Origin of the sequence: Cellvibrio polysaccharolyticus, from assembly GCF_015182315.1 — a bacterium.
In the GTDB taxonomy this organism is placed as follows: domain Bacteria; phylum Pseudomonadota; class Gammaproteobacteria; order Pseudomonadales; family Cellvibrionaceae; genus Cellvibrio; species Cellvibrio polysaccharolyticus.
In genome coordinates this window covers 993,476-1,018,175 of record NZ_PRDL01000001.1, presented here as the reverse complement: position 1 = coordinate 1,018,175, position 24,700 = coordinate 993,476, and the positions used below count along the sequence as shown (strand labels likewise).

The following is a 24,700-nucleotide window of genomic DNA, read 5'->3' as shown; positions in this document are numbered from 1 at the left end:
CTGATTCAAAACAATAAGATGTGATGCGCCGCACAATTCTTGTTGACTTTCTTCTGCGCAAATTCGAGTATGGCGCCTTATGCCACATCTACGCATGAGAACCTTATATGCGCCGCCCCTCGCAGTCCCGCTATTCGCAAGTCGGTTTTACCCTCGTTGAATTGATGATCGTGGTGGTGGTGGTTGCCATTCTCGCGGCTATTGCCCTGCCCGGTTATCAGAATTTCATCAAAAAAAGTCGCGCTAAAACTGCCGGAGCCGATCTCATTTCGCTTAGCGCGGCGGTAGAAAATGATTTTCAACGGAAGCTGAAATACTCCACCGAGGAAAACGTCACCCAGTTCACTACCTGGCAGGCAACTCAGGGGGATTTTTTTGACTACAGCTACACTAAACCCGCCAGCGGTACGCAGATTTATACCCTGAAGGCCACAGGCAAAGGCAGTATGAACACCTGCGACCTGACATTGAAAAACGACAATACCCGCACCATTACCGGCGACTGTGGCAGCCTGACTTCATGGTAAAACCTTGCACACATCAGCGTGGCGTTACCCTGATTGAGCTGATGATTGTTATTTTGATCGGCGGCATTTTAGCGCTGGTCGCCATGCCATTTACCGGTGCCTGGGTTGGCAGCACTCAGGTACACACCGGCAAGAGCTCTCTGCAACAGGCATGGGGGCAGGCAAAAGCCCTGGCCTTGCGCAATGCAAAAATGGTGACGGCGAATGATCCTGCTGCCGAGTTGATGATTGATACCCCCAACGAACTTATGATTGCCTGCCCGGCCCTTTGTAACGATGCCGACGCTGCAGAGAAATGGAGCCTGCCCATCCCCAAAGGCATCACTATCGAATTTACCGATCCGGCCTCCAGCAGTATTCGCTTTACCAATACCGGTCAGCTGCTGGATAGCGGCGACATGGTTATTAATACCCACCAGGTAACCTACAAAGTCAGTAAAGGTTCTGAAGAAGATGTTGGCATCCTCTATTAAACATCAACAGGGCAGCTCTCTGATTGAATCGATGATCAGTATGTTGCTGGTTTCCGTTCTCGGGTTGGGTGTTGCTTACGCTACGTCCAAATCGCTGGCGGCGCAGCGTTACACCACCACGCAAAATCTTACTGTCATGCACATGCGCGAATATCTCCAGACTCGCGACAGCGCCAAACAGACAATGCGCATTGCCGAGCAGACTATTACGCTGAACGAAACGCCCGTTAACCAGGAACTGACCGTTTCCATTCCCGGGATCAACGTGTCGGCAAAAACCTTGCCCCAGGTTCAAACCGGACTTTCTCTTACAGCATCCAGCACCGATTTGTATGGCGGTGATGGCGAAATCATCCTGTCGCACGGCACACCCGCACCGTCTCCCTGAGGCCACTATTTCATGCAGTTAACAAAAAATCGTCAGACAGGTATGTCGCTACTGAGTTTGATGATCGGTTTGCTGATCTCCATGATTGCCATTCTCGGCATGATGAGCCTGTTCAGCAACAGCGTTAAAACCACCACACAATCATCACGCGATGCCCGCATAACCGGCGAGCGTGCTTCCGGGCTGCTGATTGCCGGTATTCATCTTCAATCTGCCGGTTATGGTGTGGTCAATGCCAACCGCAGTGAACATTTGCAACTATTATCTGCAGCAACCCGCACCGACAATCGCGTTGCAGGAACACCCATCGGCAATGACGGTACCGGCAATGTGCTCATCTGGCAGGTACAACCTGCAGCCCAGAGCCGATGCGCCGGTTTGTATGCGCCATCGGGCGATGCAGAAAAAGGGCTGTATGAACTGGTAGAGAAAGATTGTGCCTCCATATCCGATGCCTCCGCCTCTGACTGGGAATTCCGTCGCTTGATTTTCGACACCCAGGATATTCAGACACTGCTCGCCGTCACCATTACGCTGACCACGCACGACATCACCACACCCTGCCGGGGTTTCGGTGTTGCCGGGGCTGGCAGTATCAGTATTACGTTGAATGCCGCTGAAGCTTCAGGGCAAACGTTGAATAGTACAACCTGCTTGCTGAATTTTTCAGTTACCCCCGGTGTAACGCCATGACACAGACAAAACGATTACGAACTTCCATGCCCACGTTTAAAAAACAGAGTGGCATCGCCTCGATGCTGATTCTATTAATGATCGGCTTGTCACTGACGGCAGCGATTATTGGCTCCGTTTATCACATCCGGGTTACTCAGGAACAAAGCATCAGCGTACATGCCCAAACCCAGGCGCAAGTCAGAGCCTGGTCAGCGGCCGAAGTCACCCGACAGTATTTTCAAATGCTGCGTCAGGATGCAACCGAATGGGAAACCTTTTATACCGCACTGACGGCAGCACTTGCCGCAGGCACGCCGGTGGATATCAACCTTGGGATGGATGACGTTACTGCAAAAATTCTAAGAACTGAGTTGCTAACATCACGCGCATTGGAAGGTGAGATGCCGCATATCGTAGTGCAAATTACCGCAATTGCCGCCGAAGATACCCGCGCCCATTCTTCATCCACACTCGAAGTCATGTACACCGGCACCGAACCGACGACGGGCGAGAGTGTACCCAACAACAGCACCATCAATTTCCATGGCGGTTTGAAAATGACCGGCGGGATTGATGTTTTTAAAGATAAAGGTGACACCACCGCTTATGAAATTAACGTGATTGGTAATGTTGATATTGGCAGCACATCCATTACCGGTGTGGATATTATTCGCTCCACCGGCTCTATCAAATTCAATGGCGGCAGCTCCTTTTTCAAGGAATTGCATGCGAACTGCGATATCCATCTTAGTAGTGGTGCATCAGCCGGATTGCTGTCTGCTACCAATAATATTTGTGCATTCAACGTGACCTACCCGAACGGCAAGGTCAATGAAGATGTTATCGCCAATGGCTCAATTCATATTTCTGGCAGCAAGTGGGGCACGGTCACTGCATTGGCGGGCAAAGGTGATTTGCAAAAATGCGCCGTCGATGCCGAACGACTTTGTGATCCGCAAGTCAGCGGTGTGCGTCTTTCCGGTACACCAACCATTACTACTGTAAATAGCCGGGGCGATATTATCGTCGAAAACTCGGCCACCATTACCAATATGTATGCAGAAGGCAATATCTCAATTACCTGGGGTTTTACCTTGAAGGAAAAAGCAACTTACGGTGGTAACTTCAAGTTTCCAGACAACGGTGGGCATCTGGCTCCGGAAAATAAACGTCAGAAAATACCTGGCTACACACTGGACCTTTCCCCCGCCTTGCCGGTTAATATCCGCAAGGAAGTGTTTGATGTAAATGCATTAAAACCAGCAGCAAACTATGTGTTTTATGTCGACCCGGATAAAACAACGCTGCGTGTTACGCTCAAGAATATTCAGGGTATCCCCAACGGAAATTATTATTTATTCCACGGAAAAATTGGTAACACAGTATTTAATGATTGGGCGTGCCTTGTCCCCAAGCCCTCACAAGCCAGCGACTGCGTGATAAAAATTGGCGCAGGCCATGACGTTCTGCAAAGCATATTGATTTCCTACAAATGGGATGCAAAAACCAAAACGGGTAAATGGACGCTGGATGGCACCAGCCTTGCGCCGGGCATTGCCTTCTTTGAGGGCGACCTGACTATCTCAACCGGCACTTATTACAACACCCTACTGGCCACCGGTAATGTTGATACCGCAGGCAAGATGGATATGTACGCGCCCAACTTTGCCGGCTACAACGGACAGCAAAACGACAAAACCTATGCGCCGACTGGTATTTGCGTTAACAAATATTTCCCTAATGTAGTACCAACCCAGCTTTGTAAAAATGGCGAATACCTGTACAACGCTGTCAATGGTATTGCCAACTATGCGGTCATGGCCGGTAGCTGCACAGATAACACTTGCGACACCTATCAGGGCGGGGACATCAAAACAGGTGCCAGCACCGATATTCGCGGCGCAGTAAAGGCAGGCAATCTGTTCGTCAGCAGTGGCAATACCACTGTGCACGGCTACATTACAGCACTGGCACAACGGGAGATTCTCAAACATAGCATTGGGGCAAAAACGACTGTCGATTTGCGCGACCTTCCGCCCGGTTACGACCCGACCGGCAGTAGCAGCGTACCCGGCGCTGGCGAAGCCGGTGCCAGTGGCAGCATGGATATTCGCTGGAGCCGTTATCTGTAAGCGGCAACGCTTACTGTTGTTTCCAGTAGTGTTGCGGCGAGCTGCCGAAGTGTTTGCGAAACATCGCCGAGAAAGCGCCCGGGCGAGCATAGCCCAATGCCCGGGCAATAGTGGCAATGGACTCACCGCGATCCAACCTTGCCAGCGCTTCGGCCAGTTGAACCTGTTGTAACCACTGGCGATAGCGCAATCCGGTTTGTTTTTGAAACAGCCGGATCATCGTCCGGCTACTGGCACCGGCGGCATCTGCCAGTTGCTCTATCGTATTGGCAGCGCCCGGGTTATCCAGCACCCGCTGACACACTTGCTGCAAACGGCGGTCAGATGGCCAGGGAATGTCCATGTGCACTCGCGACGCCGAGGCAATTTCCGAAAGAATCAACGCCACCAGATGCTCGCCCCGACCGGGCACCGGGTATTCCATCGGCTCCCGGCTCAGGGCCAGAATCAATTCCCGCAACAAGGGCGACACCGCGAACACATAGCAATCCAGCCCCAGGGCTTCAGCAATATCCGGGTTGATATAAAGCGTGCGCATCTGCACATCGCTCATGGATATGTGGCTGTGCAAAACACCCGGCGGCACCCACAACGCCCGCTGCGGAGGAATAATCCAAACGCGATCGCTGGTATGAATCCGCATTACGCCCTCTACGGCATACAGCAGCTGCGCTCTTGGATGCTGATGCATGGGCACCGAATCGCCCATGGCATAAGCGCCCGCCCATGCAACCACCGGGCGCGGCAAATGCTGCCAGGCCTCACTTTCATTTTCACGAATGGCCACGAGATAACCTCCCGATTGGCGGTAATTTACGGATTGTCACTTATTCATCAATTATTGTCATTTGAACTTTTTTACTCGCGCCTATACTCGCCTTTTTCCTATCCGCTCGCTGTGAAGACTGTTATGAAAACTGCTAATGAATCGCCGGATGCTCCCCTCGCATCGCCGGTTTCCTCTACTTATGATCCGTCCCGGCTGGTTTTTCCTGTGGTCGCCGCGGTCAGTTTTTCTCACCTTCTGAATGACCTGATTCAGGCGGTATTGCCTGCTATTTATCCGATGCTGAAAGAGCAGTATCTGCTCACCTTTACCCAAATAGGTTTGATTACACTGATTTTTCAGATCACGGCGTCACTGCTGCAACCGGCGGTTGGCCTTTATACCGACAAACACCCCAAACCGGGCTTGCTGCCGCTGGGGATGGTATTCACCCTGGTCGGGTTGATCATGCTGGCCGTCGTCAACAGCTTTACCCTGCTATTGGTGGCATCGGCGATTATTGGAGTCGGGTCATCCACCTTTCACCCGGAAGCCTCCCGCGTAGCGCGCATGGCATCCGGTGGTCGCTATGGTCTGGCGCAGTCGTGTTTTCAGGTGGGCGGCAACGCGGGATCGGCACTGGGGCCATTATTGGCAGCAGCGATTATTATTCCACGCGGCCAGGGCGCTATCGGCTGGTTTTGTATTCTTGCCATCGTCGGCATTATTGTGTTGCACAAAGTCAGCCGCTGGGTGGTTGAATCCCATGCGGCAATCAAAGCGCGCGGGCCGGTAAATCTCGACAATGGCCTGTCGAAGCAACAAACCACCAATGCCTTGCTGGTGCTGGCGCTGCTGGTATTTTCCAAATATGTTTACATGGCTTGCCTAAGCAACTACTACACCTTTTACCTGATAGAAAACTTCGATATTTCCATCGCCAGTTCGCAGCTGTTTTTATTTCTGTTTCTAGCTGCTGTGGCTATCGGCACCTTTGTTGGAGGCCCTGTTGGCGACAAAATCGGGCGCAAACAGGTGATCTGGGTTTCCATTCTTGGCGTAGCGCCCATGACCTTGTTATTGCCCTACTGCAATTTGTTTTGGGCAGGCGTATTGAGTGTCATCATCGGTCTGGTTTTATCATCGGCGTTCTCGGCGATTATCGTTTTCGCACAGGAATTGATGCCCGGAAAAATCGGCATGATCTCGGGTATTTTTTACGGCATGATGTTTGGCTTTAGCGGTATCGCGGCGGCGGTGCTGGGTGCCGTGGCTGACGTAACCAGCATTACCTATATTTTCAAACTCTGCGCCTGGTTACCCTTGCTTGGCATATTCGCTGTTTTCCTGCCGGATATGAGTAGCAAAAAACACTAAAGCAATACTGCATTGCTTTTGAAAAGGGGCGGGTTGCCGTTACACTGGCAAGACTTTTACTAACGGACTCGCCTCTATGTCATCACAACCAAACAACCCGCTGCACGGTGTTACCCTCGAACAGGTTATTACGCAGCTGCATGCACATTATGGTTGGGAAAAGCTGGGCCAACTGATCAGCATACGCTGCTTTCAAGCTGATCCGAGTGTGAAATCCAGTTTGAAATTTTTACGCAAAACGCCATGGGCGAGAGAGAAGGTTGAGGCGTTATACATAGAAACGTTTTCCAGCTAAGCCCAACACCGCGACAAAACTCTCCCCATTAAAACGCGAATTTATTGAAGAACACGGCCATCAAACTTTCTTATAGGCACGATAGTAGCTTTGTATCAAAACCTGTATTTCAAAACCGTCGAGTCAGGGATGACTCGTCGGAGCTACAGGATGTATTTATGCGTTTTTGAAATACAGGTTTTGATGCAAAGCGGATGAACGACTCGCCTCTTCAGACTCTTGTTAAGCTGGAGAAAGTCAGCCGCAGCTATATCTCAATTTACATCCCGATATAACAAGGCCCGCTGCCGCCTTCCGGTGTTACCCAAACAATATTCTGCTTCGGATCTTTGATATCGCAGGTTTTGCAGTGGATGCAGTTCTGGGAGTTAATCAGCAGCTTCGGCTGACCGTGATCCTGAATAATTTCATACACGCCTGCCGGGCAATAACGTTGCTCCGGTGCGGCAAAAATCGGCAAGTTATAAGCCACCGGAATGGACGCATCTTTGAGTGTTAAATGGTTTGGCTGATCATCCTCATGGCTGATATTCGACAGCGCAATGGAAGACAAACGATCAAAGGTCAACACACCATCCGGCTTTGCATAGGTAATAGCTTTCGCTTCAGATGCTGGTACCAGGCTGTCGTGATCGGCTTTGCCGTGCGGCAATGTCCAGGGCAAACGAACACCAAAACTGCCAAGCCACAGTTCAAAACCGGCGTAGGCCATACCGGCCAAAGTGCCATAGCGGGACAGTGCCGGTTTGACGTTGCGCACCTTGTCCAGATCCTGCCAAACCCAGGATTTTTTCAATTGTTCGCTATAACGGACCAGTTCATCATTGGCACGCTCTTCACCTAGCGCAGCAAAAGCCGCCTCGGCAGCTAACATGCCGGATTTCACTGCATTGTGAGAACCTTTAATGCGCGGCACATTCACCATACCGGCAGCACAACCAATCAAGGCCCCGCCAGGGAAAGTCAATTTCGGCAGCGATTGAATGCCGCCTTCGGAAATTGCGCGCGCGCCGTAAGAAAGCCGCTCGCCGCCTTCCAGTAAATCACGCACCAACGGATGGGTTTTAAAGCGCTGGAATTCATCAAACAATGACAGGTGCGGATTTTTGTAGTTGAGGTGAACCACAAAGCCGATTGCCACTTCATTTTCACCCTGGTGATAAATAAAACCACCGCCACCGGTCTGATTATCCAACGGCCAACCCAGCGTATGGGAAATATGGCCTTTGCGATATTTAGCCGGCTTAATGCGCCACAATTCCTTGAAGCCAAGGCCGTAATGCGGGTCTTGCGCATCTTTGCGCAATTCAAAACGCTCTTCCAGCTGACGGGTCAGCGAACCACGCACACCTTCAGCGAACAAGGTGTAGTTTGCGTGCAGCTCCATTCCCTGGGTGTATTCCGGCTTGGGCTCGCCATTTTTACCAACACCCATGTCGCCAGTGGCAACGCCTTTTACACGACCTTGCTCATCATAAAGAATTTCAGCGGCAGCAAAGCCCGGGTAAATTTCCACGCCTAGCGCTTCGGCTTGCGCCCCCAGCCATTCGCAAACCTGGCCAAGGCTCACAACATAGGCTTCGGAGTTTTTCATCAGCGGCGGCAGCAACACATGAGGAATGCTCACTTTGCCGTTTTCAGTCAGCCAGAAGAACCGATCCTCTTTCACTTCGGAGTGAAACGGCAGCCCCTGGTTTTTCCAGTCGGGCAGCAGTTCATTCAATGCAATCGGATCAACAATGGCGCCCGAGAGAATATGGGTGCCTACGGCGGATGCTTTCTCCAATACACAGACGTTGATTTCGCGCTGTTCGGCCTCGGCCAATTGCTTCAAGCGGATCGCAGCGGCCAGCCCTGAAGGGCCTGCGCCAACGATAACCACGTCATAATGCATGCTGTCACGTTGCATGGTGTTTTCACCTTTGTTCTATCAAACGGCGGTTGCCAACCGGGCACCGCTCTGGCCTTCACGGAAAAGGCGCCTATTGTACAGACACGCATCCTGAACGGAATCATCGGGAAGATATTTGCCACGAATAAAGCAGAAAAAGCCGGGTATACACGGCAAAAGGTTGCTATTACCCGGCAAAGCCACGGGGCTTAATGGAAAAATTACGAGGAGGGTTGGCTGAAATCGATCCGACGGCCATCCGGACGATGGAAAACAATCTGATCACTGCGGGTAATATCCCGGGTCGCCTCACGACAAATAGCAAGAAAGGCATCAATACTGGCAGAGCGAAATTTCTGACGGTGAAAAACAAAGTTGAACTGACGTTTTAAATCCAGGCCTTTTACATCCAGCGGTACCAGGCTGCCGCGGGAAAATGCATCGCGCAACGCCAGGCGGGAAATACAGCCAATGCCCATGCCGGCTTCTACCGCGCGCTTGATCGCTTCGGTGTGTTCCAGCTCCAGCTTTACATCAAGATAAGGCAGTACATGGCGAAAAGCGGCATCAAACACCTGACGGGTACCCGAACCTTGCTCGCGCAGAATCCACGCTTGTTCGGCCAGGTCGTCAACGGTTAACCCGGTTCTGCCTACCAACGGGTGATCGGGCGCGGCAAAAACCACCAGTTCGTCATCTACCCAGGGCGTAATTTCCAGATCCGAGTGGCGGAAATCGCCTTCGATCATGCCGAAATCCAATTTGAAATGCGCCACCTGATCCACCACCAACGCGGTATTATGCACGCCCAGCTGTACCCGGCTGCCCGGATAGCGACGCATATATTCGCCAATCAGCAAAGTCGCCAGGTAATTACCGATGGTGAGTGTCGCGCCCAGGCGCAGCGAGCCGGCAGCCACGTCCCCGTCCAGCATTTCTTCCAGTTGCGAAGCGCGGTCGAGTAACTCCATGGCGTGGGGCAAAATTTCGCGGCCGCGCTCACTTAACTGCAAGCGTTTGCCATGGCGATCAAACAGGCGGGTATTGAATTGACGCTCAAGCTCGGCGAGCGCCATGCTGGTGGCGGACTGGGTGAGAGAAAGCGCTTCGGCGGCCCGGGAAACACTCTCCTGACGGCCTATGGCAACGAAGACTTCCAGTTGGCGGATTGAATATCGCATATAACCATTATTGACTAAGCATATAAAGATAATCAACTTAACAGATAATAATCATTTTCATATAATGCTCCACATTTGGCCGGGCAAAATTGCCTCCTGACATTTACTGCCTGCGGGTAGCGCTATCGAGGATAGGAAATGAAGGTTGTTGTGGGTATCAAACGGGTGGTTGACCACAATATCCGTGTTCGTCCCAAAGCGGACGGCTCGGATGTCGACACATCCAGTGTAAAAATGAGCATTAACCCTTTTGATGAGCACGCGGTAGAAGAAGCGGTTCGCCTGAAGGAAGCCGGCACGGCAACAGAAGTGGTTGCTGTGGCTATCGGCACCGCACAACATCAGGACATCCTGCGCCACGCGCTGGCCATGGGTGCTGACCGTGCCATCCTGATTGAAACCTCCGACGTACTTTCATCGCTGGCGACCGCCAAGGTGTTGCGTGCAGTCGTTGAGCGCGAACAACCGCAACTGGTGATGGTTGGCAAACAAGCGATTGATGAAGACGCAGCCGAAATTGGCCAGATGCTGGCTACGCTGTGGAATGTCGGCCAGGGCACGTTTGCCTCGAAACTGGTTTTCAACGGCAACAGCGTTCAGGTCACTCGCGAAATTGATGGTGGTCAGGAAACCGTTGAATTGAACCTGCCAGCGGTAGTCACTGCCGATCTGCGCTTGAATGAACCACGTTACCTCAAGCTCCCCAATCTGATGCAAGCCAAGAAAAAGCCATTGGAAACCGTGGCACTGGCGGACTTCGGCGTGAACACCGCCACCAAATTGCACCTGCTGGCCGTAGAAGAACCGCCTGCCCGTGCGCCCGGCATCAAGGTTGCCAGCATCCAGGAGCTGGTGGATAAATTGCGTAACGAAGCGAGGGTTATCTGATGTCTACCTTGATTATTGCTGAACACGATCATCAAACCCTGCGCGCCGCGACCCGCTCGGCAATCACCGCGGCTGACCAGTTCAGTGAGTCGGTTGATCTGCTGATTATCGGTCATAACGTCAGTGCGCTGGCCGAACAGGGCGCGCGCCTGAATGGCGTAACCCGCGTTCGTGTTATTGACGATGCACTTTACGCCAATCCGGTTGCAGAAGATCTGGCACCGCTGATTGCCGGCATCGCCAGCGAGTACCGCGCTGTTGTTACCGCAGCGACCAGCTTTGGTAAAAACCTGTTGCCACGGGTTGCCGCATTGCTGGATCTCGATATGGTGTCCGACGTTACCGGCATCATCGACGCATCCACCTATTTACGCCCTATTTATGCCGGCAACCTCAACGCCAAAGTGCGTAACGACTCAGCGATCAAACTGCTGACGGTGCGCCCGACTGCGTTTGAAGCCACGCCGGATCGTGACACGGTATCGCCCATTGAAACTCTGGCGGCACAAGCGTCAGCTGGCCTGGCTCGCTGGATCAGCACCGAAATTCAAAAAAGCGATCGCCCGGAATTGAGCACCGCTCGCGTAGTGGTCAGCGGTGGCCGCTCACTGGGCAGCGCTGAAAAATTCCAGGAAGTTATCGCCCCGCTGGCCAACAAACTGAATGCCGCCATGGGCGCAACCCGTGCCGCTGTTGATGCCGGTTTTGCCCCTAACGAATTTCAGGTCGGCCAAACAGGAACCGTGGTAGCACCCGAGCTGTATATTGCAGTGGGTGTATCCGGCGCGACCCAACATATTGCAGGTATAAAAGACAGTCGCGTCATTGTTGCCATCAACCATGATCCGGACGCACTGATTTTCCAATGGGCCGATTATGGTCTGGTGGCGGATCTGTTCGAATCGGTCAAGGAACTTGAACAAGCACTGAATTAATATTGCGCAACATTGCCCGGCTTTTTTGCCGGGCATAATCGGCCAGGTTACCTGACCACAGAGTCGCACAAACATCCAGGTACGAAATACAGTTTCGTACATTCATTTATTTTTACCGAAAGGAAAAGCCTTACATCATGGCAGCCGTTGAACCCCAAAAAGTTCTCAGCGTTCACCACTGGAACGATTCACTATTCAGTTTCACCACTACTCGTAATGACTCCCTGCGCTTTGTCAGTGGTGAGTTTGTAATGATCGGCCTCGAAGTAGACGGTCGTCCGCTGCTGCGCGCTTACAGTATCGCCAGCGCTTCTTATGAAGAGCACCTGGAATTCTTCAGCATCAAGGTACCTAACGGCCCGTTGACCTCACGCTTGCAGCACCTGAAAGTAGGCGACGAAATTCTGGTCGGCAAAAAGCCAACCGGTTCATTGCTGCTGACTGACCTGAAACCAGGCAAGCACTTGTACTTCCTCAGCACCGGTACCGGTCTGGCGCCTTTCATGAGCTTGATCCGCGATCCGGAAACCTATGTTAATTATGACAAAGTCATTCTGATCCACGGCGTGCGCACTGTAAGCGAACTGGCTTACGCTGACCTGATCACCAAAGAACTGCCAGAGCACGAATATCTGGGCGACGACATCCGCGAAAAACTGATTTACTACCCCACAGTAACGCGCGAAGAATTCCGCAACCAGGGCCGCCTGACCGACCTGATTGAAAGTGGCAAACTGTTTGAAGATATAGGCCTGCCACCGCTGAACCCGGAAACTGACCGCGCCATGCTTTGTGGCAGCCCGGCCATGCTGGAAGACACCACCAACCTGCTGAATGCCCGCGGCTTCCAAATTTCCCCGCGCATAGGCACCGCCGGTGACTACGTAATTGAGCGTGCTTTCGTAGAGAAGTAAGCGTCGACCGTTACGATAGAAAAAGGGCAGCAACCGCTGCCCTTTTTCTTTACAAAACCCCAACACCAAAAAATAAACAGTAGCATTTACTCCGAAAGAGCAGCCTCAACTATCATTACGGATAAAAAAGAGAGCCACGCTCTCACCACTTAACCTGTAGAGAACCGCTTTAAACCCTTAAAATAAAAATAATTTTCAATAAGTGAGCCATCATGGAATCTCCCGGAGAAAAATATAGTTATTCATTTATATCCCTCAACAGAGGGCTTGTTTTAACCGTAACATTTTTAGGCGTGCTTATTTTTCTATCATGGATATTTAACTCAGACTCTTATTACTCCATGGATGGTCTTTTTATTGCAGCCTGCATATGGAGCTTATTCTTTATTTCCCACATTTTCTGGGACTTCAAAATAAAACCCAACCATAAAAAATTTTTCCTATCCGACAGCGAGTTAATCTTCACAAAAGAAGGAAGGGAGATCAGGCTAACCCCGGACAACATAACGTCTATTGAAGAATTCCCATCCCGCAACAATAGAGAGGATAAGGATTTTCTGGAAAACATCATGTCATCCGGATATAGAATCACCTATCCCGAAGGTAAGTTTCTTATTTTTCTAAAAGTAAGAAACTCCAGAAAAATGAAAAAACACCTGGTTGCCATCTCATGGCGATGCGGGATAAAAAAGTAGTAAACCCAATAGAAATTGGGTGCCCCATCCAACCCAACCATTGGGCGGCCAAAATTGACAGAAATCCAACCTCCGAAGAAAACGAAGCACTCAATTACGTATCAATAAATTCCGGGAGCGTGGAAGATGAAAAACCTAAAAAAATGGACCGTTTTAATTTTAATAATATATTCTCTGCCGGGGTGCCCCCTTTTTGAGCAAAGAAGCGTGACGCAGGTGCTGAACAATAAAGAGCAATATCATGACAAAGAAATTATTGTTTCTGGAGCCCTTATGATCACACCTCAAACAATCGCTATTTGTGAAAAAACGCACCAGAAGACTGTTTGGACCTGGAGATTACGAAAAAAACTATTAATGAATTGAACGTGAACGCAAACACCATGATCAGAATTAAAGGTATTTATGTTGATCACGAGATTAAGAATGTGAATGGAGAATCCACATTCTATCCATCCAGATTGGTTGTGTCAGAAATCATTAAGTGAAGCCACAACCAGCACGTTCAAGACTGAACAGAGGCATGCCCACAGGTCGACTTTATAAAATGCAAGTCCATCATCCACAACCTACTTCCTTTATGATAAAGAAGAACTGGCAGCAGAATTTACCGGAACCAGCACCACAGTAAAAGACCGCTACATTCACGGCGCGGAAATTGATGACCCAGCGGTCTGGTTTCAAGGCGCAGCAGTTAATGCAGCCAGTCGGTGCCATTTGCGAGCCAATCATCAGGGCAGCATAACTCTGGTCACCAACAGCTCTTCCACCAAACTTTTTCAGCCTCGCTATGATACCTGGGGCAAACCGATCCAGTGGGCTACGAGGATCAGATTAACTTATATATCTATGTGAGAAATTATCCTATTAACAAGGTTGACCCAACAGGAATGTTTGCGTCCACTTTTAGTTCAAGTGCATTTAACGCCTATGGAGGTTGGAGGCCTGCGCCCCCCCAGCTTTACAGCAACAGCTCCAAATCCTTTCCCTCGCGACGGCACTAGACAAGTGCACATAGGGGGAACCGCCTCATGGGGCGGCTCCGTGACCGCGTCTGTTGGAGTAGCCGTGGATAGTAAAGGAGGGGCTGCAGTAACAGTTACAGGCGGAATTGGTGGAGGAACACCGGGTATTGCAGTAGAAGCAGGAGTGACAACGACAAATGCGGAATCTGTTGATGATCTATCGGGTGCAAGTGGTACAACGTCAGTAGGTGGCGGAGCCGGTGTAGTAGCATCGGTGAGCACAGTTGCAGGTGCCAACTATACTGGTGTAACAACGTCAGTCGGGGTAGGAGCAGGACCACCCATAAGTGCATCAGCTCACGTAACCGGTACATACGTAGCAAATGTTACTGAGCAGACACCACCCCCTCCACCGCCATGCGAACAGCAATATCAAAATAACTGTAGTTAAGCCATATTTTATGAAAAGAAAGATATGCACTCAGCCTATGAGCGCATATCTTTTTCAGCCACATCCTTAGCAGTCAGCTTAAATGACCATTATTCGATATTGATTTTTGTAAAACCCTTTTGTAGCATCTTGATATTGGACTACTCGCAATGAACGTTTTGGAAATATTTCTTGCTATATCTGGCCGAATACAAGGCTTATTTATTATTTCACTTTTAGCAGCCTTACTATACATCGGATTTTTAATTTACAGCTTTCATAAAGGCAGCATAAGCAAGAAAAGACTAACCTTGGGAGCTGGCATAGCAACACTTTCTTTGTTTTTATATATTTCTGACAATCTCATTGTGCACACCATCCTAAACAAAACAAAACACATAACAAAAGACCCATCAACAAAAATTTGGGTTGACGGAAAAAAAACTGATATACATCAAAAACTATCTGTTGCCTTTGAAAATAGGACTTCTTTAAAAAACAGTGGATCAAGACCAACAAAATATATTTCTATTCTTTTGGAAAACCCCGATTTATCAATTGAATACAAACTAGGCTTAGACTCAAGGGACAAAGAATTATATTGGGTTTATGCTCCAAGACTAAAAAGAGGTGGGCGTTTATGTTACATAAAAATTTCTTTGTAAATTTCCTAGTAACCGCCCATCACTAGCCCAACAAAAATTGCCCTAGAGAAATAATTAACTACAACCTACTACATTTCATCCATAAGATTTTCAATCGGTTGTAACAGCAACTCTCACAGCCGGCTTACGGCGCACATACAAAGTGCGATTTACGCGCGCGACCAGTTTGTGTTCTTCATCGACAATTTCCACAACAAATTCCGGTAGGTATTTTTCGCCAAAGGCGGTGCGCTGACGAATTTCATGCAGCACGTCGTCGTATAAACGAAACCGCGCGGTTACTTTGCCGCGCCCGGGGGCAATGTAGTCAATGGTAGCGTGCTTGTCCCAGACAAAATAATCCTTACCCAGATTGTGCAGTAACATCATCATGTACCATGGATCGGTCATCGCGAACAAACTGCCACCAAATTGCGTGCCTACGTAATTGCGGTTGTACCAGCGGAGTTGCAAGGCGACATCCACCTCACGAAAATCATCACTGATGGAGGTGGCATGGATACCGGAGAACAATAATGGGGGCCAGAGATTAATCAAACGACGCATCGTACGGGGACGCATAAACACTCCTGCAAATACCGAAAACCAACATACAACAGCATAGCAAACCCGATCAGCCAAAAGTCGCCTGATACCACCAATCGCCCCCCTTCGCGCCATGGAAAATACGCCCGACTCAGCGGCAGGCAAATCATCACCGGGGCAATCCCGCAGACGGGTTGATTCCTATCCTTCAAAATTTCTATGGATGAGCATGAATGCCTGGATTTTCCTGTTCCGGGGGAGGAGTGGTATTATGCCGACAAATTCTACCTGACCCCGAGTTTTAATGAAGATACCAAAACGTTTACAGCCGCTGGTCAACGATGGCCTGATCGACGAGGTTTATTACCAGTTGATGAGCGGTAAAGAAGCGCAAGTGTTCGTGGTACGCGCCAACGATGAAATTCGCTGTGCGAAAGTCTATAAAGAAGCCGATAAGCGCAGCTTTAAACAAGCCGTGCAATACCAGGAAGGCCGCACCGTGCGCAACTCGCGCCGTGCGCGCGCCATGGCCAAAGGCACCCGCTACGGCCAAAAAGAGGCTGAACAAGCCTGGCTGAGCGCCGAGGTAGACGCACTTTATCGCCTCGCCGAAGCCGGGGTGCGAGTCCCCACGCCCTACTGGTTTCTGGAAGGCGTGCTGGTGATGGAATTGATCGTCGATAAAGAGGGCGACCCCGCCCCGCGGCTGGATGATGTGGCCTTTGATCCGGACACCGCGCGTGATTATCACGCGCGTATGATGATGGAGATTGTGCGCATGCTCTGCGCCGGCCTGGTTCACGGCGACCTGTCGGAATTTAACGTACTGATTGACCACAGCGGCCCCGTGGTTATCGACCTGCCGCAAGCGGTTAACGCTGCCGGTAACAACAACGCCAAAATGATGCTCACTCGCGATGTTAATAATATGAGTGAGTATTTTGGCAAATATGCCCCGGATTTGTTAATCACCCATTACGCCGAAGAGATTTGGCATTTATTTGAACATGGCAACCTGCACCCGAACGTGAAGCTCACCGGCGAATTTGCCGAGAGCAACATCGATGCCGATATCGCCACCATGATGCGCATTATCGAAGATGCAAAATCAGAAGAAGAGGATCGTAAGGAGCGCGAGCGGATGGCGCGGGATGGGGAATTTTAGCAATCCACCGCAACAGGCAGCATAAACCGCCCATTTTTACAGTGAAAGCATTAGGAACCATGCATTAGACCGACTGGTTAAATATTGCCAATGTTATCCAGTCGATTTTCGACATAAAAGCCTTCAGCAATAACCTCAAACCCCCGGTAAAAAAGCACGTTACCTTTCTCTGCGAAATTTGGAATATCCCGGAAGGCACACTCAAAAGTCATCTTCTGCTGAGCGAAGCCCTTTGCTTTCTTTACCTTACAAAGCTGGAAAGTTCTTCCAACAGAAGCGTCAGATCCGCATGAAACGCTTCATAAGAATACTCATAGCGCCAGCCGTCAGGATTACCGTTTACCCACCCTGCCCGACCAACAGCACAGGATAAATTGGCAAGCAAGTCACGGATTTCAACAACAAGCTCAGCGCCGGTTTCTGCAGCAAACCACTCACAGTAACGCACAAGAGAATCCTGATTTTTATCGTTCTAAAAAAAGAAAGAGGCGGGCAAATAACGAATAAACATTCATCAGCAAGGTGCTGATCAACATATTGATAGCCAGAATTGCAAACTCCCTTGCTCACCGCGCCCTCCGCAATACCAGCATTCCAACCCGACCTCAGGGGCAATTTTTCCAACGAAAGTCGCCTTCATTATTTTGCACCAATATGTAAGCAGCAAACGCCGAGCAGCTGCTGGTTAAAACTACCTGCTCCCGGGGAATACCAAGACGCCAGGCCAAGCCTGACACCTCAATCGCGGCAAATTGGTGATAATTTTCCCACCTAACCAGCATGGGATCGGGTAATACCGGGGAAGGCGTATGACTGGATAAATATTCGAACTGGCGCTCTGCCCACATTGCACGGCCAAGGAGGGAAGGATAATCAAGCATTCTATTACCGATAATAGAGATACTACTGGAAGCGATAAAGCACACCAACGCCAGATACATATACCGGGACTCTATAACACCTCTTGCCAATATAATTGCCGGAAGAATAAGTGCAATTGCCGCATAGTACTCATAACTTTGTTCGCGCAGTAGAAAGTAAGGAGCATAGGCAACCGCGCAAAATGTCCCGATTATCAACAATTGAAACAAGGTCAAAAATGTTATTATTTTTTTAAAAACCAGCGCAATAAAAAGCAGCATAGGAACCAAACAAGCGCCAATCCATAGCAAAGTATGAATAGTCTCTCCAAGCGATAACAACCGAAGCGCCTCACGAGGAACGTTGAGCAACCAGGCCAATAAAGTCAGAACATTTTTTGCAATGTGGGAACCAAGAAGAATTTCATAAGCGCTGTAGCGGATCGGTGTGAATTGCTGAAAGAAGTAAAACCAGCATAAACAGGAAGCGAGGCACAAAATAAAGGTAACGATTACCGTTGCGCCAGGACGCTTGAAGCCGAAAATAAAAAAGCTCAGCAGCAACATTAATACCGGCGTTACTATGGCAATCTCTTTGGAAAAAAGAGCCATCCATAAGAAGACAAGCGTAAGCGCTGAAAAAACCTTTTGTTTGATGCCCTCCGCCTCAAGTGTGGTAATCCAGGCTGTCAGTGCACAGGAGACAAAGGTCACCAGAATGGCACTGTTGATGGCAGAAACCCAATGCAGCACCAGGATATGGACGCCGTGAAATCCGTATAAAAAACCTGTGATAAGTGCAATTAACGTAGCGGGCCGCCATTGCATAGCCAGCGCAAAACGGTACCCCAAACAGGCAACCGCCAACACTGACATTAGCCAACACACCGCACTCAGCAGGTGTGCAAGGATTGGATCTCCCTTTAATACATCTTCAATAAAACGCCAGGGTAAATCCATACTGAGCGGCCGCCAAAATGCGGTATTGGAATCACTGAAAAACGGAGCGAACCAGGAGGTATCCGCAAATCGCGCTTCCTTGGCATTTTGCAGAAAAAAATAATCATCACCCCAGAAGGGGGTAAAAAGTGCGGGAAACCAAACCAATAAACCGACTGCAATGGCGATGAAGCCTGCTATGTAACAAGCGCGGTAACGATGTTGATCAGATGGTGATTTTGAAGGTGATGCAAATAATTGAAGCATCGACATGACAGAAAACCCTGCGTTTACCAACGGAAGCCAACCGGGGGGCTATTCAGAGCAGCGAATGTCTGTAACAGCCCTGTAACCCGGGCTATTTTTACGCCCGCTCCGTGGACATTTCTTTAGAGGAACTGCTGATGACCTGAGCCGAATAAGCTCCCGCCCAGGTCATCTCAAACGAGCTGTGTTGCCGTATCAACTTAATTTCAAGCCAACACCAGATTATCCCGGTGGATCAGCTCTTCGTTGTCTTGGTAGCCGAGCAGTGATTCAATCTGACTGCTGGGGTGACCGATGATTTTGCGGGCTTCGTTGGCCGGGTAATTCACCAGACCACGAGCCACTTCGCGACCATCGGGCGAGACACAAACCACCATGTCGCCGCGCATAAAATTGCCGCGCACTTCTTTCACACCCACCGGCAACAAGCTTTTACCCTGCTCACGCAAAACACGCACCGCGCCCTCATCAATAACCAGCGTACCGCGAGTTTGCAGGTGGCCGGAAAGCCACAGCTTGCGCGCGGTTTGCGGCTGCTGGTGCGCCCACAGGAAAGTACCTATCTCCTCGCCCGCTACCAGCTTGCCCAGCACGTTTTCAATGCGCCCGCCAACGATGACTGTGTCGGCACCGGAGCGCGCCGCCATACGCGCTGCACGCACTTTGGTGATCATGCCGCCGCGCCCCAACAAACCACCGCCACCGGCCATGCGCTCAAGGCGCTCGTCATCGGCAGCAATTTCTGTCAGTAATTTTGCATCGGGGTTATTACGCGGATCGCTGTCATACATGCCCAGCTGATCGGTAAGAATCACCAGCAAATCCGCCTCGATAACATTGGCCACCAAAGCGCCCAGCGTGTCGTTATCGCCAAAGCGGATTTCATCGGTAACCACCGTGTCGTTTTCGTTGATCACGGGAATCACCCCGAAATTAACCAGGGTTTTCAAGGTGGAACGCGCATTCAAATAACGCTGACGGGACGAGTTGTCATCGTGATCCAGCAACACCTGCGCGGTTAGCAAACCATAACGCTGAAATTCTGCTTCGTAGGTTTGTACCAGACTCATTTGCCCGACGGCCGCCGCTGCCTGCAATTGATGAATTTCTGTAGGGCGGGAATTCCAGCCAAGGCGACGCATACCGGCAGCAACGGCACCGGAAGATACCAGCACCACCTCGATACCCTGCTCACGCAAGGCCGCCATTTGCGCCACCCAGCCAGCAATGGCAACCGCATCCAGCCCCTGACCATCGTTAGTCAGCAAGGCACTACCAATTTTGATAACCCAGCGCTTCGCCTGGGGAATAATTGCACGTTTACTCATGAATAGAATATTCAGGCTCAAAACGACGCTGGCAACCTTTCGGGGCTGCCCAGCAGGAAAGATGCAAACTGTTATTAAAACAGTTAATCCATATAAAAACAGGCAGTGATTGTGCCACTGCCTGCTCGTTTTTTTAATCTATTACAGAAAATATATTAACGCACATACTCCACTTCAACATCATAATCGTCTTCGTTGAAGTCATCATCGTCCATACCTGCCGCACGACGTGCTTCGCGCTGTGCTTCACGCAAGGCTTCGATGCGGTCACGCGCTTCCTGTGCCATCTGCAACTGCAGCTGCGATTCGCGATCACGCGCATCGCGGCTCTCGCCTTCTTCAGCCCAGATACCTTCAAGGTGATCCATAATCTTACCGGCCAATGGCGCAGTGCCATCACGGTGCAATGCCGATATACGGAATACCGGGCCTTTCCAATCCAGTTCTTTGATGATCGCGGCACAACGCTCTTCAGCTTCTTCCGGCGACAGCAAATCAACCTTGTTCAGCAGCAACCAACGCTCGCGGGTGGCCAGTGTCGGGCTGAATTTACCCAACTCTGCGACAATCGTGCGCACGTTTTCTACCGGGTCCGAGCCATCAATAGGCGCAACATCCACCATATGCATCAGCAAGCGACAACGCGTTAAATGCTTTAGGAAACGAATCCCCAGGCCGGCACCTTCAGATGCGCCCTCGATAACACCGGGAATGTCGGCAATCACAAAGCTGCGGTATTGCTGCACCTTGACCACACCCAAATTTGGGATCAGGGTGGTGAACGGGTAATCTGCCACTTTCGGCTTGGCTGAGCTGACTGCACGAATGAAACTGGATTTACCGGCATTAGGCAAACCGAGCATGCCCACATCGGCAAGCACTTTCATTTCCAGCTTGAGGTTACGCAATTCACCTTCGGTGCCCCAGGTCGTTTTACGCGGGGCACGGTTGGTACTGGTTTTAAAGCGGGTATTACCCAAACCATGAAAGCCGCCCTGCGCCACTTTCAGGCGCTGACCGTGTTCGGTCAAATCGCCAAAAATTTCTTCGGTATCGGTATCCAGCACAGTGGTACCCACCGGCACCGGCAACACCAGATCATCACCTTTTTTACCGGTACAGTCTTTACTGGCACCCTTTTGACCATCTTCTGCCTTGTAGCGTGGCTGGAAACGGTAGTCGATCAGGGTGTTCAGGTTTTCGTCGGCAACCAGATAAACACTGCCGCCATCGCCGCCATCACCACCATCGGGGCCGCCTTTGGCAACAAACTTTTCGCGGCGAAAGCTCATCATGCCATTTCCGCCTTTTCCTGCTTCAACCTGGATTGGCGCTTCATCAACAAATTTCACGGTGAACTCCGAAGGTAATCATAACGGGATAAAAACCATGATACCGGCCAGACCGGTTCATAGGGTACAAAAAACTGCCATTTAAAATAGCAAAAAGCCCTGGCGACAACTTCGGCGACAGGGCTTTTGGAAACACAGTGATGTCAGCCAACGCGGCTGACATCGGGCAATCAGTCGTAATTACACAGCAACAATGCTGACGTACTTACGGTTGAAAGCGCCTTTGGTTTCAAATTTCACATGACCGTCTGCTTTTGCAAACAGGGTGTGATCCTTACCAAGACCTACGTTAACGCCAGCGTGGAATTTGGTACCACGTTGACGAACAATGATGCTACCTGCAGGAATCAGTTCGCCGCCAAAAGCTTTAACGCCCAGACGTTTCGCGTTCGAATCGCGACCGTTACGAGTACTACCACCAGCTTTCTTGTGAGCCATTTTCTAAACTCCTATTAACCTGTGATACCAGTGATTTTCACTTCGGTGAACCACTGACGATGACCTTGACGCTTCATGTGGTGCTTACGACGACGGAATTTGATGATTTTCACTTTCTCGCCGCGACCATGAGCAACCACTTCTGCAGTTACCAGAGCACCTTCCACAACCGGAGCACCAATTTTGATGTCTGCACCGTTAGCAACCAGGTATACCTTGTTGAACTCAACCGTGCCGCCTGTAGCGAATTCGATTTTTTCCAGTTTGAGGGTTTCACCAACCACTACACGATGCTGTTTGCCACCGCTTTCGAAAATTGCATAAGTACTCATACTTGCTCCAATGAACACTTGGACGACACGAAGTAGCCGAGCGACATGCTCTGCGTTTGGGACTAGAGTCGTATACCTGTTTTCAGGGGCGGCGATTGTATGCCAGATGCCAGCTTACCGCAAGGCATTGTTCAATTTTTACCCATGCCGCCGGTAGCGTTAAAGATGGCGAGCCGAAGCCCTGAAGCGAGCGAGGCAGCCGGGCGAACACCCGGCAATAACACCCAACATTTACTGTGCCGCAATAACGCCATTGTGTTGCAGCCAGTTTTTCAACACCTCGGGCCAGGCCGTTACGGTGCCCTGATCCTTGCGCATACCAAAACCATGAACGTTGGTCTGGTATACATGAAGCTCCGAATCGGGATTGTGCTTTTGAACCTGATTAAAGAACACCAGGCTATTGCCCACAGGCACCGCTTTATCGCCAATGCCATGCACAATAAAGACCGGCGGAATACCGGCTTTTACCTGATTTTCCAGGGAGTTTTCCTGCAACAACTGCGCGGAAGGCTGATCTCCCAGCAACGCCTGGCGCGAACCGGCGTGGGCATCCTCACCCTGCAAGGTAATAACGGGATAGCCCAGAATGGAAAAGTCCGGGCGAGCCGACACCGCTTCCAGCGGATCAGTTGCGCCACTTTCCCGGAAGTCGTAACGGGTCGTCACACTGGCCGCGAGATGACCACCGGCAGAAAAGCCGATGACACCAATTTTGCTGGCATCCAGCCCCCAGGCCTCTGCATTGGCACGAACCACGCGCACCGCCCGCAAACCATCCAGCAACGGCGCAGGAAAACCGTATTCCTGCATACGGTATTTCACCACAAAGGCCGCCACCCCCAGACTGTTGAACCAGCGGGCGATATCGTAACCTTCATGTTCGATGGCAAGGCGCACATAACCGCCACCAGGAAAAATCACCACTGCTGGCAGCGGAGCGTCCGCGCTGCGGTTTTCTGGCCAGAAGGGGGTGATGGAGGGATTGTCTACGCCGAATACCCGGCCGTTTTCCGTTTTTTCACGATCCGGTGTTACCGGCTTTTGTTCGGACCAGAGTGTTAACGGATCCTGGGGTAATGATGTCATCTCAGCAACAGCTCCTGATACAGCAAAAGTCATAAAGAAAAAAAACAGGCCCTGCCGAACAACAGATAAACGGGGATATTTCATGAAAAGCGCTCTCACATTTTATTGGCAGGCAGCCACCGGCACGCTCCCGACAAGAGTGGTTATTATCAACGGCCGTTCCTTGCAAAAACCGGACTTCCTTGCGATTGCGGGCAAGCATAGCATTCACTATCCCGGGGATAAACGCCCGATACCAAGGATAGAGGAGGCAATTTTTAAATCGGAAGAATGCAAAGAGTACAGAGGCCGAGAAAAAACCGGGGAAATACAGTGGCAGGATTTAAAAAATTACGAACAGCTCTATGCAGGAGAAAATAGCGGACAGCAGCAACCGTTAGTTAATATTTGCAGATAGTGGTTTCGATAAGCACTCGCAAGCACATCAATGCTCACTGCAACGGTGCAGATGAAACGCAACGCGCCAGTTTTTTGGATAGTTTAATTTGACCGCAAATAAAACGCCGATGCCTTGCCAGCATCGGCGCCATTTAAAGACAAGATCATTTCAATATATTGATTCTCGTGCGGCTAAATTTCGTAGTGAACATCATCCCGCGATGCAATCAATGAAGATCTCTATCCGGCAATTCGCGGTTATGGAATTCTTTATCGGTAAACTCTTCGTCTTCGTGACTCTTCCATAAACCACTGCGATGCCATTCGGTGCGGCTGGGGTCGGCTACCGACAGCAGCATTTCACCGGCGCTTATCTCCCAGGTGTGAAAGTCTTCTTTCAGCTCTCCCCAGAAAGTGCGCGCTTCGGCAAGGTCTTCACGCACGTAAGCGCCCAGCAAGGCAGCCTCTTCCTGAAACATGGATTCAGCCGTTAATTCAAGTGATACCAATTGCCCCACATCGTGCTCAATTCCCTGCTGCAGGGTGACATGGATTGATGAGTTTTGAGTCTCTTCGTGATAAGGATTTTGATAACGTTCTGTAGACATCATACAAACAACCTCCGCATGACTGCGCTCGTGAAAGTACCTTGTTTCAAGCATGGCTCCAAAATCGGGGTTTGGCAAAAAAATGCTGATTACCAGGCCACAAAAAACACATTTAACGACGGCACTACAAAGTCCGACCATCAGAAAAATAATTTTGCGGCAATGAATTCGGTAACATCGACATTTCTGCCCCGGCCCCCATCACTCACCATTGAAAGATTG

At 50.4% G+C, this 24,700-nt stretch carries 27 protein-coding genes; 15 read left to right on the top strand and 12 right to left on the bottom strand.

Annotated features, from left to right (window positions below; translation table 11 throughout):
* Positions 1-107 precede the first annotated feature (107 nt).
* From C4F51_RS18090 to C4F51_RS04340, 5 genes are read left to right on the top strand one after another with little or no spacing between them, the layout of a single operon-like run.
* Positions 108-527 carry a type IV pilin protein gene (locus C4F51_RS18090; protein ID WP_193907503.1) on the top strand — a complete coding sequence of 140 codons (420 nt, stop codon included), beginning with the start codon at positions 108-110 and terminating at the stop codon, positions 525-527.
* Entirely contained in the window at positions 521-1,000 is a 480-nt protein-coding gene (locus C4F51_RS18245) for a pilus assembly FimT family protein (protein ID WP_193907501.1), read from the top strand. The genes C4F51_RS18090 and C4F51_RS18245 overlap by 7 nt, the downstream gene beginning before the upstream one ends.
* A complete protein-coding gene (locus C4F51_RS04350; RefSeq protein ID WP_193907499.1) occupies positions 981-1,388 on the top strand; it encodes a type IV pilus modification PilV family protein in 408 nt (135 codons plus the stop codon). Before C4F51_RS18245 ends, C4F51_RS04350 begins: the two co-directional genes overlap by 20 nt.
* A 12-nt stretch (positions 1,389-1,400) precedes the next feature.
* On the top strand, positions 1,401-2,081 hold the full coding sequence (locus C4F51_RS04345; RefSeq protein ID WP_193907497.1) for a PilW family protein: 681 nt from the start codon (positions 1,401-1,403) through the stop codon (positions 2,079-2,081).
* Positions 2,078-4,195: a hypothetical protein gene (locus C4F51_RS04340; RefSeq protein WP_193907495.1), complete on the top strand. Its 2,118-nt coding sequence runs from the start codon at positions 2,078-2,080 to the stop codon at positions 4,193-4,195. The genes C4F51_RS04345 and C4F51_RS04340 overlap by 4 nt, the downstream gene beginning before the upstream one ends.
* 10 nt (positions 4,196-4,205) lie before the next feature.
* Here the strand turns inward: C4F51_RS04340 and C4F51_RS04335 are convergent, their stop codons facing one another.
* A complete protein-coding gene (locus C4F51_RS04335) occupies positions 4,206-4,982 on the bottom strand; it encodes an AraC family transcriptional regulator (protein WP_328701309.1) in 777 nt (258 codons plus the stop codon).
* A gap of 123 nt (positions 4,983-5,105) precedes the next feature.
* Here C4F51_RS04335 and C4F51_RS04330 point away from each other — a divergent pair, with 123 nt between their 5' ends.
* Complete coding sequence (locus C4F51_RS04330; protein ID WP_193907493.1) at positions 5,106-6,338, top strand: MFS transporter; 1,233 nt, start codon at positions 5,106-5,108, stop codon at positions 6,336-6,338.
* 76 nt (positions 6,339-6,414) lie between these two features.
* The gene (locus C4F51_RS04325) at positions 6,415-6,633 is read left to right on the top strand and encodes a VF530 family protein (protein ID WP_193907491.1); all 219 of its coding nucleotides are present in this window, start codon (positions 6,415-6,417) and stop codon (positions 6,631-6,633) included.
* Positions 6,634-6,892: 259 nt separating this feature from the next.
* Here the strand turns inward: C4F51_RS04325 and C4F51_RS04320 are convergent, their stop codons facing one another.
* A complete protein-coding gene (locus C4F51_RS04320) occupies positions 6,893-8,542 on the bottom strand; it encodes an electron transfer flavoprotein-ubiquinone oxidoreductase (RefSeq protein WP_193907488.1) in 1,650 nt (549 codons plus the stop codon).
* Between the two features lie 203 nt (positions 8,543-8,745).
* Complete coding sequence (locus tag C4F51_RS04315) at positions 8,746-9,705, bottom strand: LysR family transcriptional regulator (protein WP_193907486.1); 960 nt, start codon at positions 9,703-9,705, stop codon at positions 8,746-8,748.
* 138 nt (positions 9,706-9,843) lie between these two features.
* Between C4F51_RS04315 and C4F51_RS04310 the strand changes: the two genes are divergently transcribed.
* The 6 genes from C4F51_RS04310 (at position 9,844) to C4F51_RS04285 (ending at position 15,197) form a co-directional block, all read left to right on the top strand.
* Positions 9,844-10,593, top strand: a complete 750-nt coding sequence (locus C4F51_RS04310) for an electron transfer flavoprotein subunit beta/FixA family protein (RefSeq protein WP_193907483.1) — start codon at positions 9,844-9,846, stop codon at positions 10,591-10,593.
* The gene (locus C4F51_RS04305) at positions 10,593-11,528 is read left to right on the top strand and encodes an electron transfer flavoprotein subunit alpha/FixB family protein (protein WP_193907482.1); all 936 of its coding nucleotides are present in this window, start codon (positions 10,593-10,595) and stop codon (positions 11,526-11,528) included. The genes C4F51_RS04310 and C4F51_RS04305 overlap by 1 nt, the downstream gene beginning before the upstream one ends.
* A gap of 137 nt (positions 11,529-11,665) precedes the next feature.
* Complete coding sequence (locus C4F51_RS04300; protein ID WP_193907480.1) at positions 11,666-12,442, top strand: ferredoxin--NADP reductase; 777 nt, start codon at positions 11,666-11,668, stop codon at positions 12,440-12,442.
* Between the two features lie 212 nt (positions 12,443-12,654).
* Positions 12,655-13,137 carry a hypothetical protein gene (locus C4F51_RS04295; RefSeq protein ID WP_193907478.1) on the top strand — a complete coding sequence of 161 codons (483 nt, stop codon included), beginning with the start codon at positions 12,655-12,657 and terminating at the stop codon, positions 13,135-13,137.
* Positions 13,138-13,263: 126 nt separating this feature from the next.
* Positions 13,264-13,503, top strand: coding sequence for a hypothetical protein (locus tag C4F51_RS04290; RefSeq protein ID WP_193907476.1), 240 nt, complete (start codon positions 13,264-13,266; stop codon positions 13,501-13,503).
* Positions 13,504-14,702: 1,199 nt separating this feature from the next.
* Positions 14,703-15,197 carry a hypothetical protein gene (locus tag C4F51_RS04285; RefSeq protein ID WP_193907474.1) on the top strand — a complete coding sequence of 165 codons (495 nt, stop codon included), beginning with the start codon at positions 14,703-14,705 and terminating at the stop codon, positions 15,195-15,197.
* A 90-nt stretch (positions 15,198-15,287) separates the two neighbouring features.
* On the opposite strand, the gene C4F51_RS04280 is transcribed toward C4F51_RS04285, so the two are convergent.
* Entirely contained in the window at positions 15,288-15,758 is a 471-nt protein-coding gene (locus C4F51_RS04280; RefSeq protein WP_193907472.1) for a DUF4442 domain-containing protein, read from the bottom strand.
* Between the two features lie 268 nt (positions 15,759-16,026).
* Between C4F51_RS04280 and C4F51_RS04275 the strand changes: the two genes are divergently transcribed.
* Complete coding sequence (locus C4F51_RS04275; RefSeq protein WP_193907470.1) at positions 16,027-16,887, top strand: PA4780 family RIO1-like protein kinase; 861 nt, start codon at positions 16,027-16,029, stop codon at positions 16,885-16,887.
* 241 nt (positions 16,888-17,128) lie between these two features.
* Here the strand turns inward: C4F51_RS04275 and C4F51_RS04270 are convergent, their stop codons facing one another.
* The 7 genes from C4F51_RS04270 to C4F51_RS04240 form a co-directional block, all read right to left on the bottom strand.
* Complete coding sequence (locus C4F51_RS04270) at positions 17,129-17,335, bottom strand: hypothetical protein (protein ID WP_193907468.1); 207 nt, start codon at positions 17,333-17,335, stop codon at positions 17,129-17,131.
* 157 nt (positions 17,336-17,492) lie between these two features.
* Entirely contained in the window at positions 17,493-18,959 is a 1,467-nt protein-coding gene (locus tag C4F51_RS04265; RefSeq protein ID WP_193907466.1) for a hypothetical protein, read from the bottom strand.
* Positions 18,960-19,159: 200 nt separating this feature from the next.
* Complete coding sequence (proB, locus tag C4F51_RS04260; protein WP_193907464.1) at positions 19,160-20,281, bottom strand: glutamate 5-kinase; 1,122 nt, start codon at positions 20,279-20,281, stop codon at positions 19,160-19,162.
* Between the two features lie 155 nt (positions 20,282-20,436).
* Positions 20,437-21,633 carry an Obg family GTPase CgtA gene (cgtA, locus tag C4F51_RS04255; protein ID WP_193907462.1) on the bottom strand — a complete coding sequence of 399 codons (1,197 nt, stop codon included), beginning with the start codon at positions 21,631-21,633 and terminating at the stop codon, positions 20,437-20,439.
* 180 nt (positions 21,634-21,813) lie between these two features.
* On the bottom strand, positions 21,814-22,071 hold the full coding sequence (gene rpmA / locus C4F51_RS04250) for a 50S ribosomal protein L27 (RefSeq protein WP_193907460.1): 258 nt from the start codon (positions 22,069-22,071) through the stop codon (positions 21,814-21,816).
* Positions 22,072-22,085: 14 nt separating this feature from the next.
* On the bottom strand, positions 22,086-22,403 hold the full coding sequence (gene rplU, locus C4F51_RS04245; protein ID WP_193907458.1) for a 50S ribosomal protein L21: 318 nt from the start codon (positions 22,401-22,403) through the stop codon (positions 22,086-22,088).
* A gap of 231 nt (positions 22,404-22,634) precedes the next feature.
* Positions 22,635-23,492 (bottom strand): alpha/beta hydrolase, encoded by an 858-nt coding sequence (locus tag C4F51_RS04240; RefSeq protein ID WP_235992276.1) that lies wholly within the window; start codon positions 23,490-23,492, stop codon positions 22,635-22,637.
* Between the two features lie 82 nt (positions 23,493-23,574).
* On the opposite strand from C4F51_RS04240, the gene C4F51_RS04235 reads away from it, so the two are divergent.
* Entirely contained in the window at positions 23,575-23,889 is a 315-nt protein-coding gene (locus tag C4F51_RS04235; protein ID WP_193907455.1) for a hypothetical protein, read from the top strand.
* Between the two features lie 208 nt (positions 23,890-24,097).
* On the opposite strand, the gene C4F51_RS04230 is transcribed toward C4F51_RS04235, so the two are convergent.
* The gene (locus tag C4F51_RS04230; protein ID WP_193907453.1) at positions 24,098-24,481 is read right to left on the bottom strand and encodes a zinc ribbon-containing protein; all 384 of its coding nucleotides are present in this window, start codon (positions 24,479-24,481) and stop codon (positions 24,098-24,100) included.
* Between the last annotated feature and the right edge of the window lie 219 nt (positions 24,482-24,700).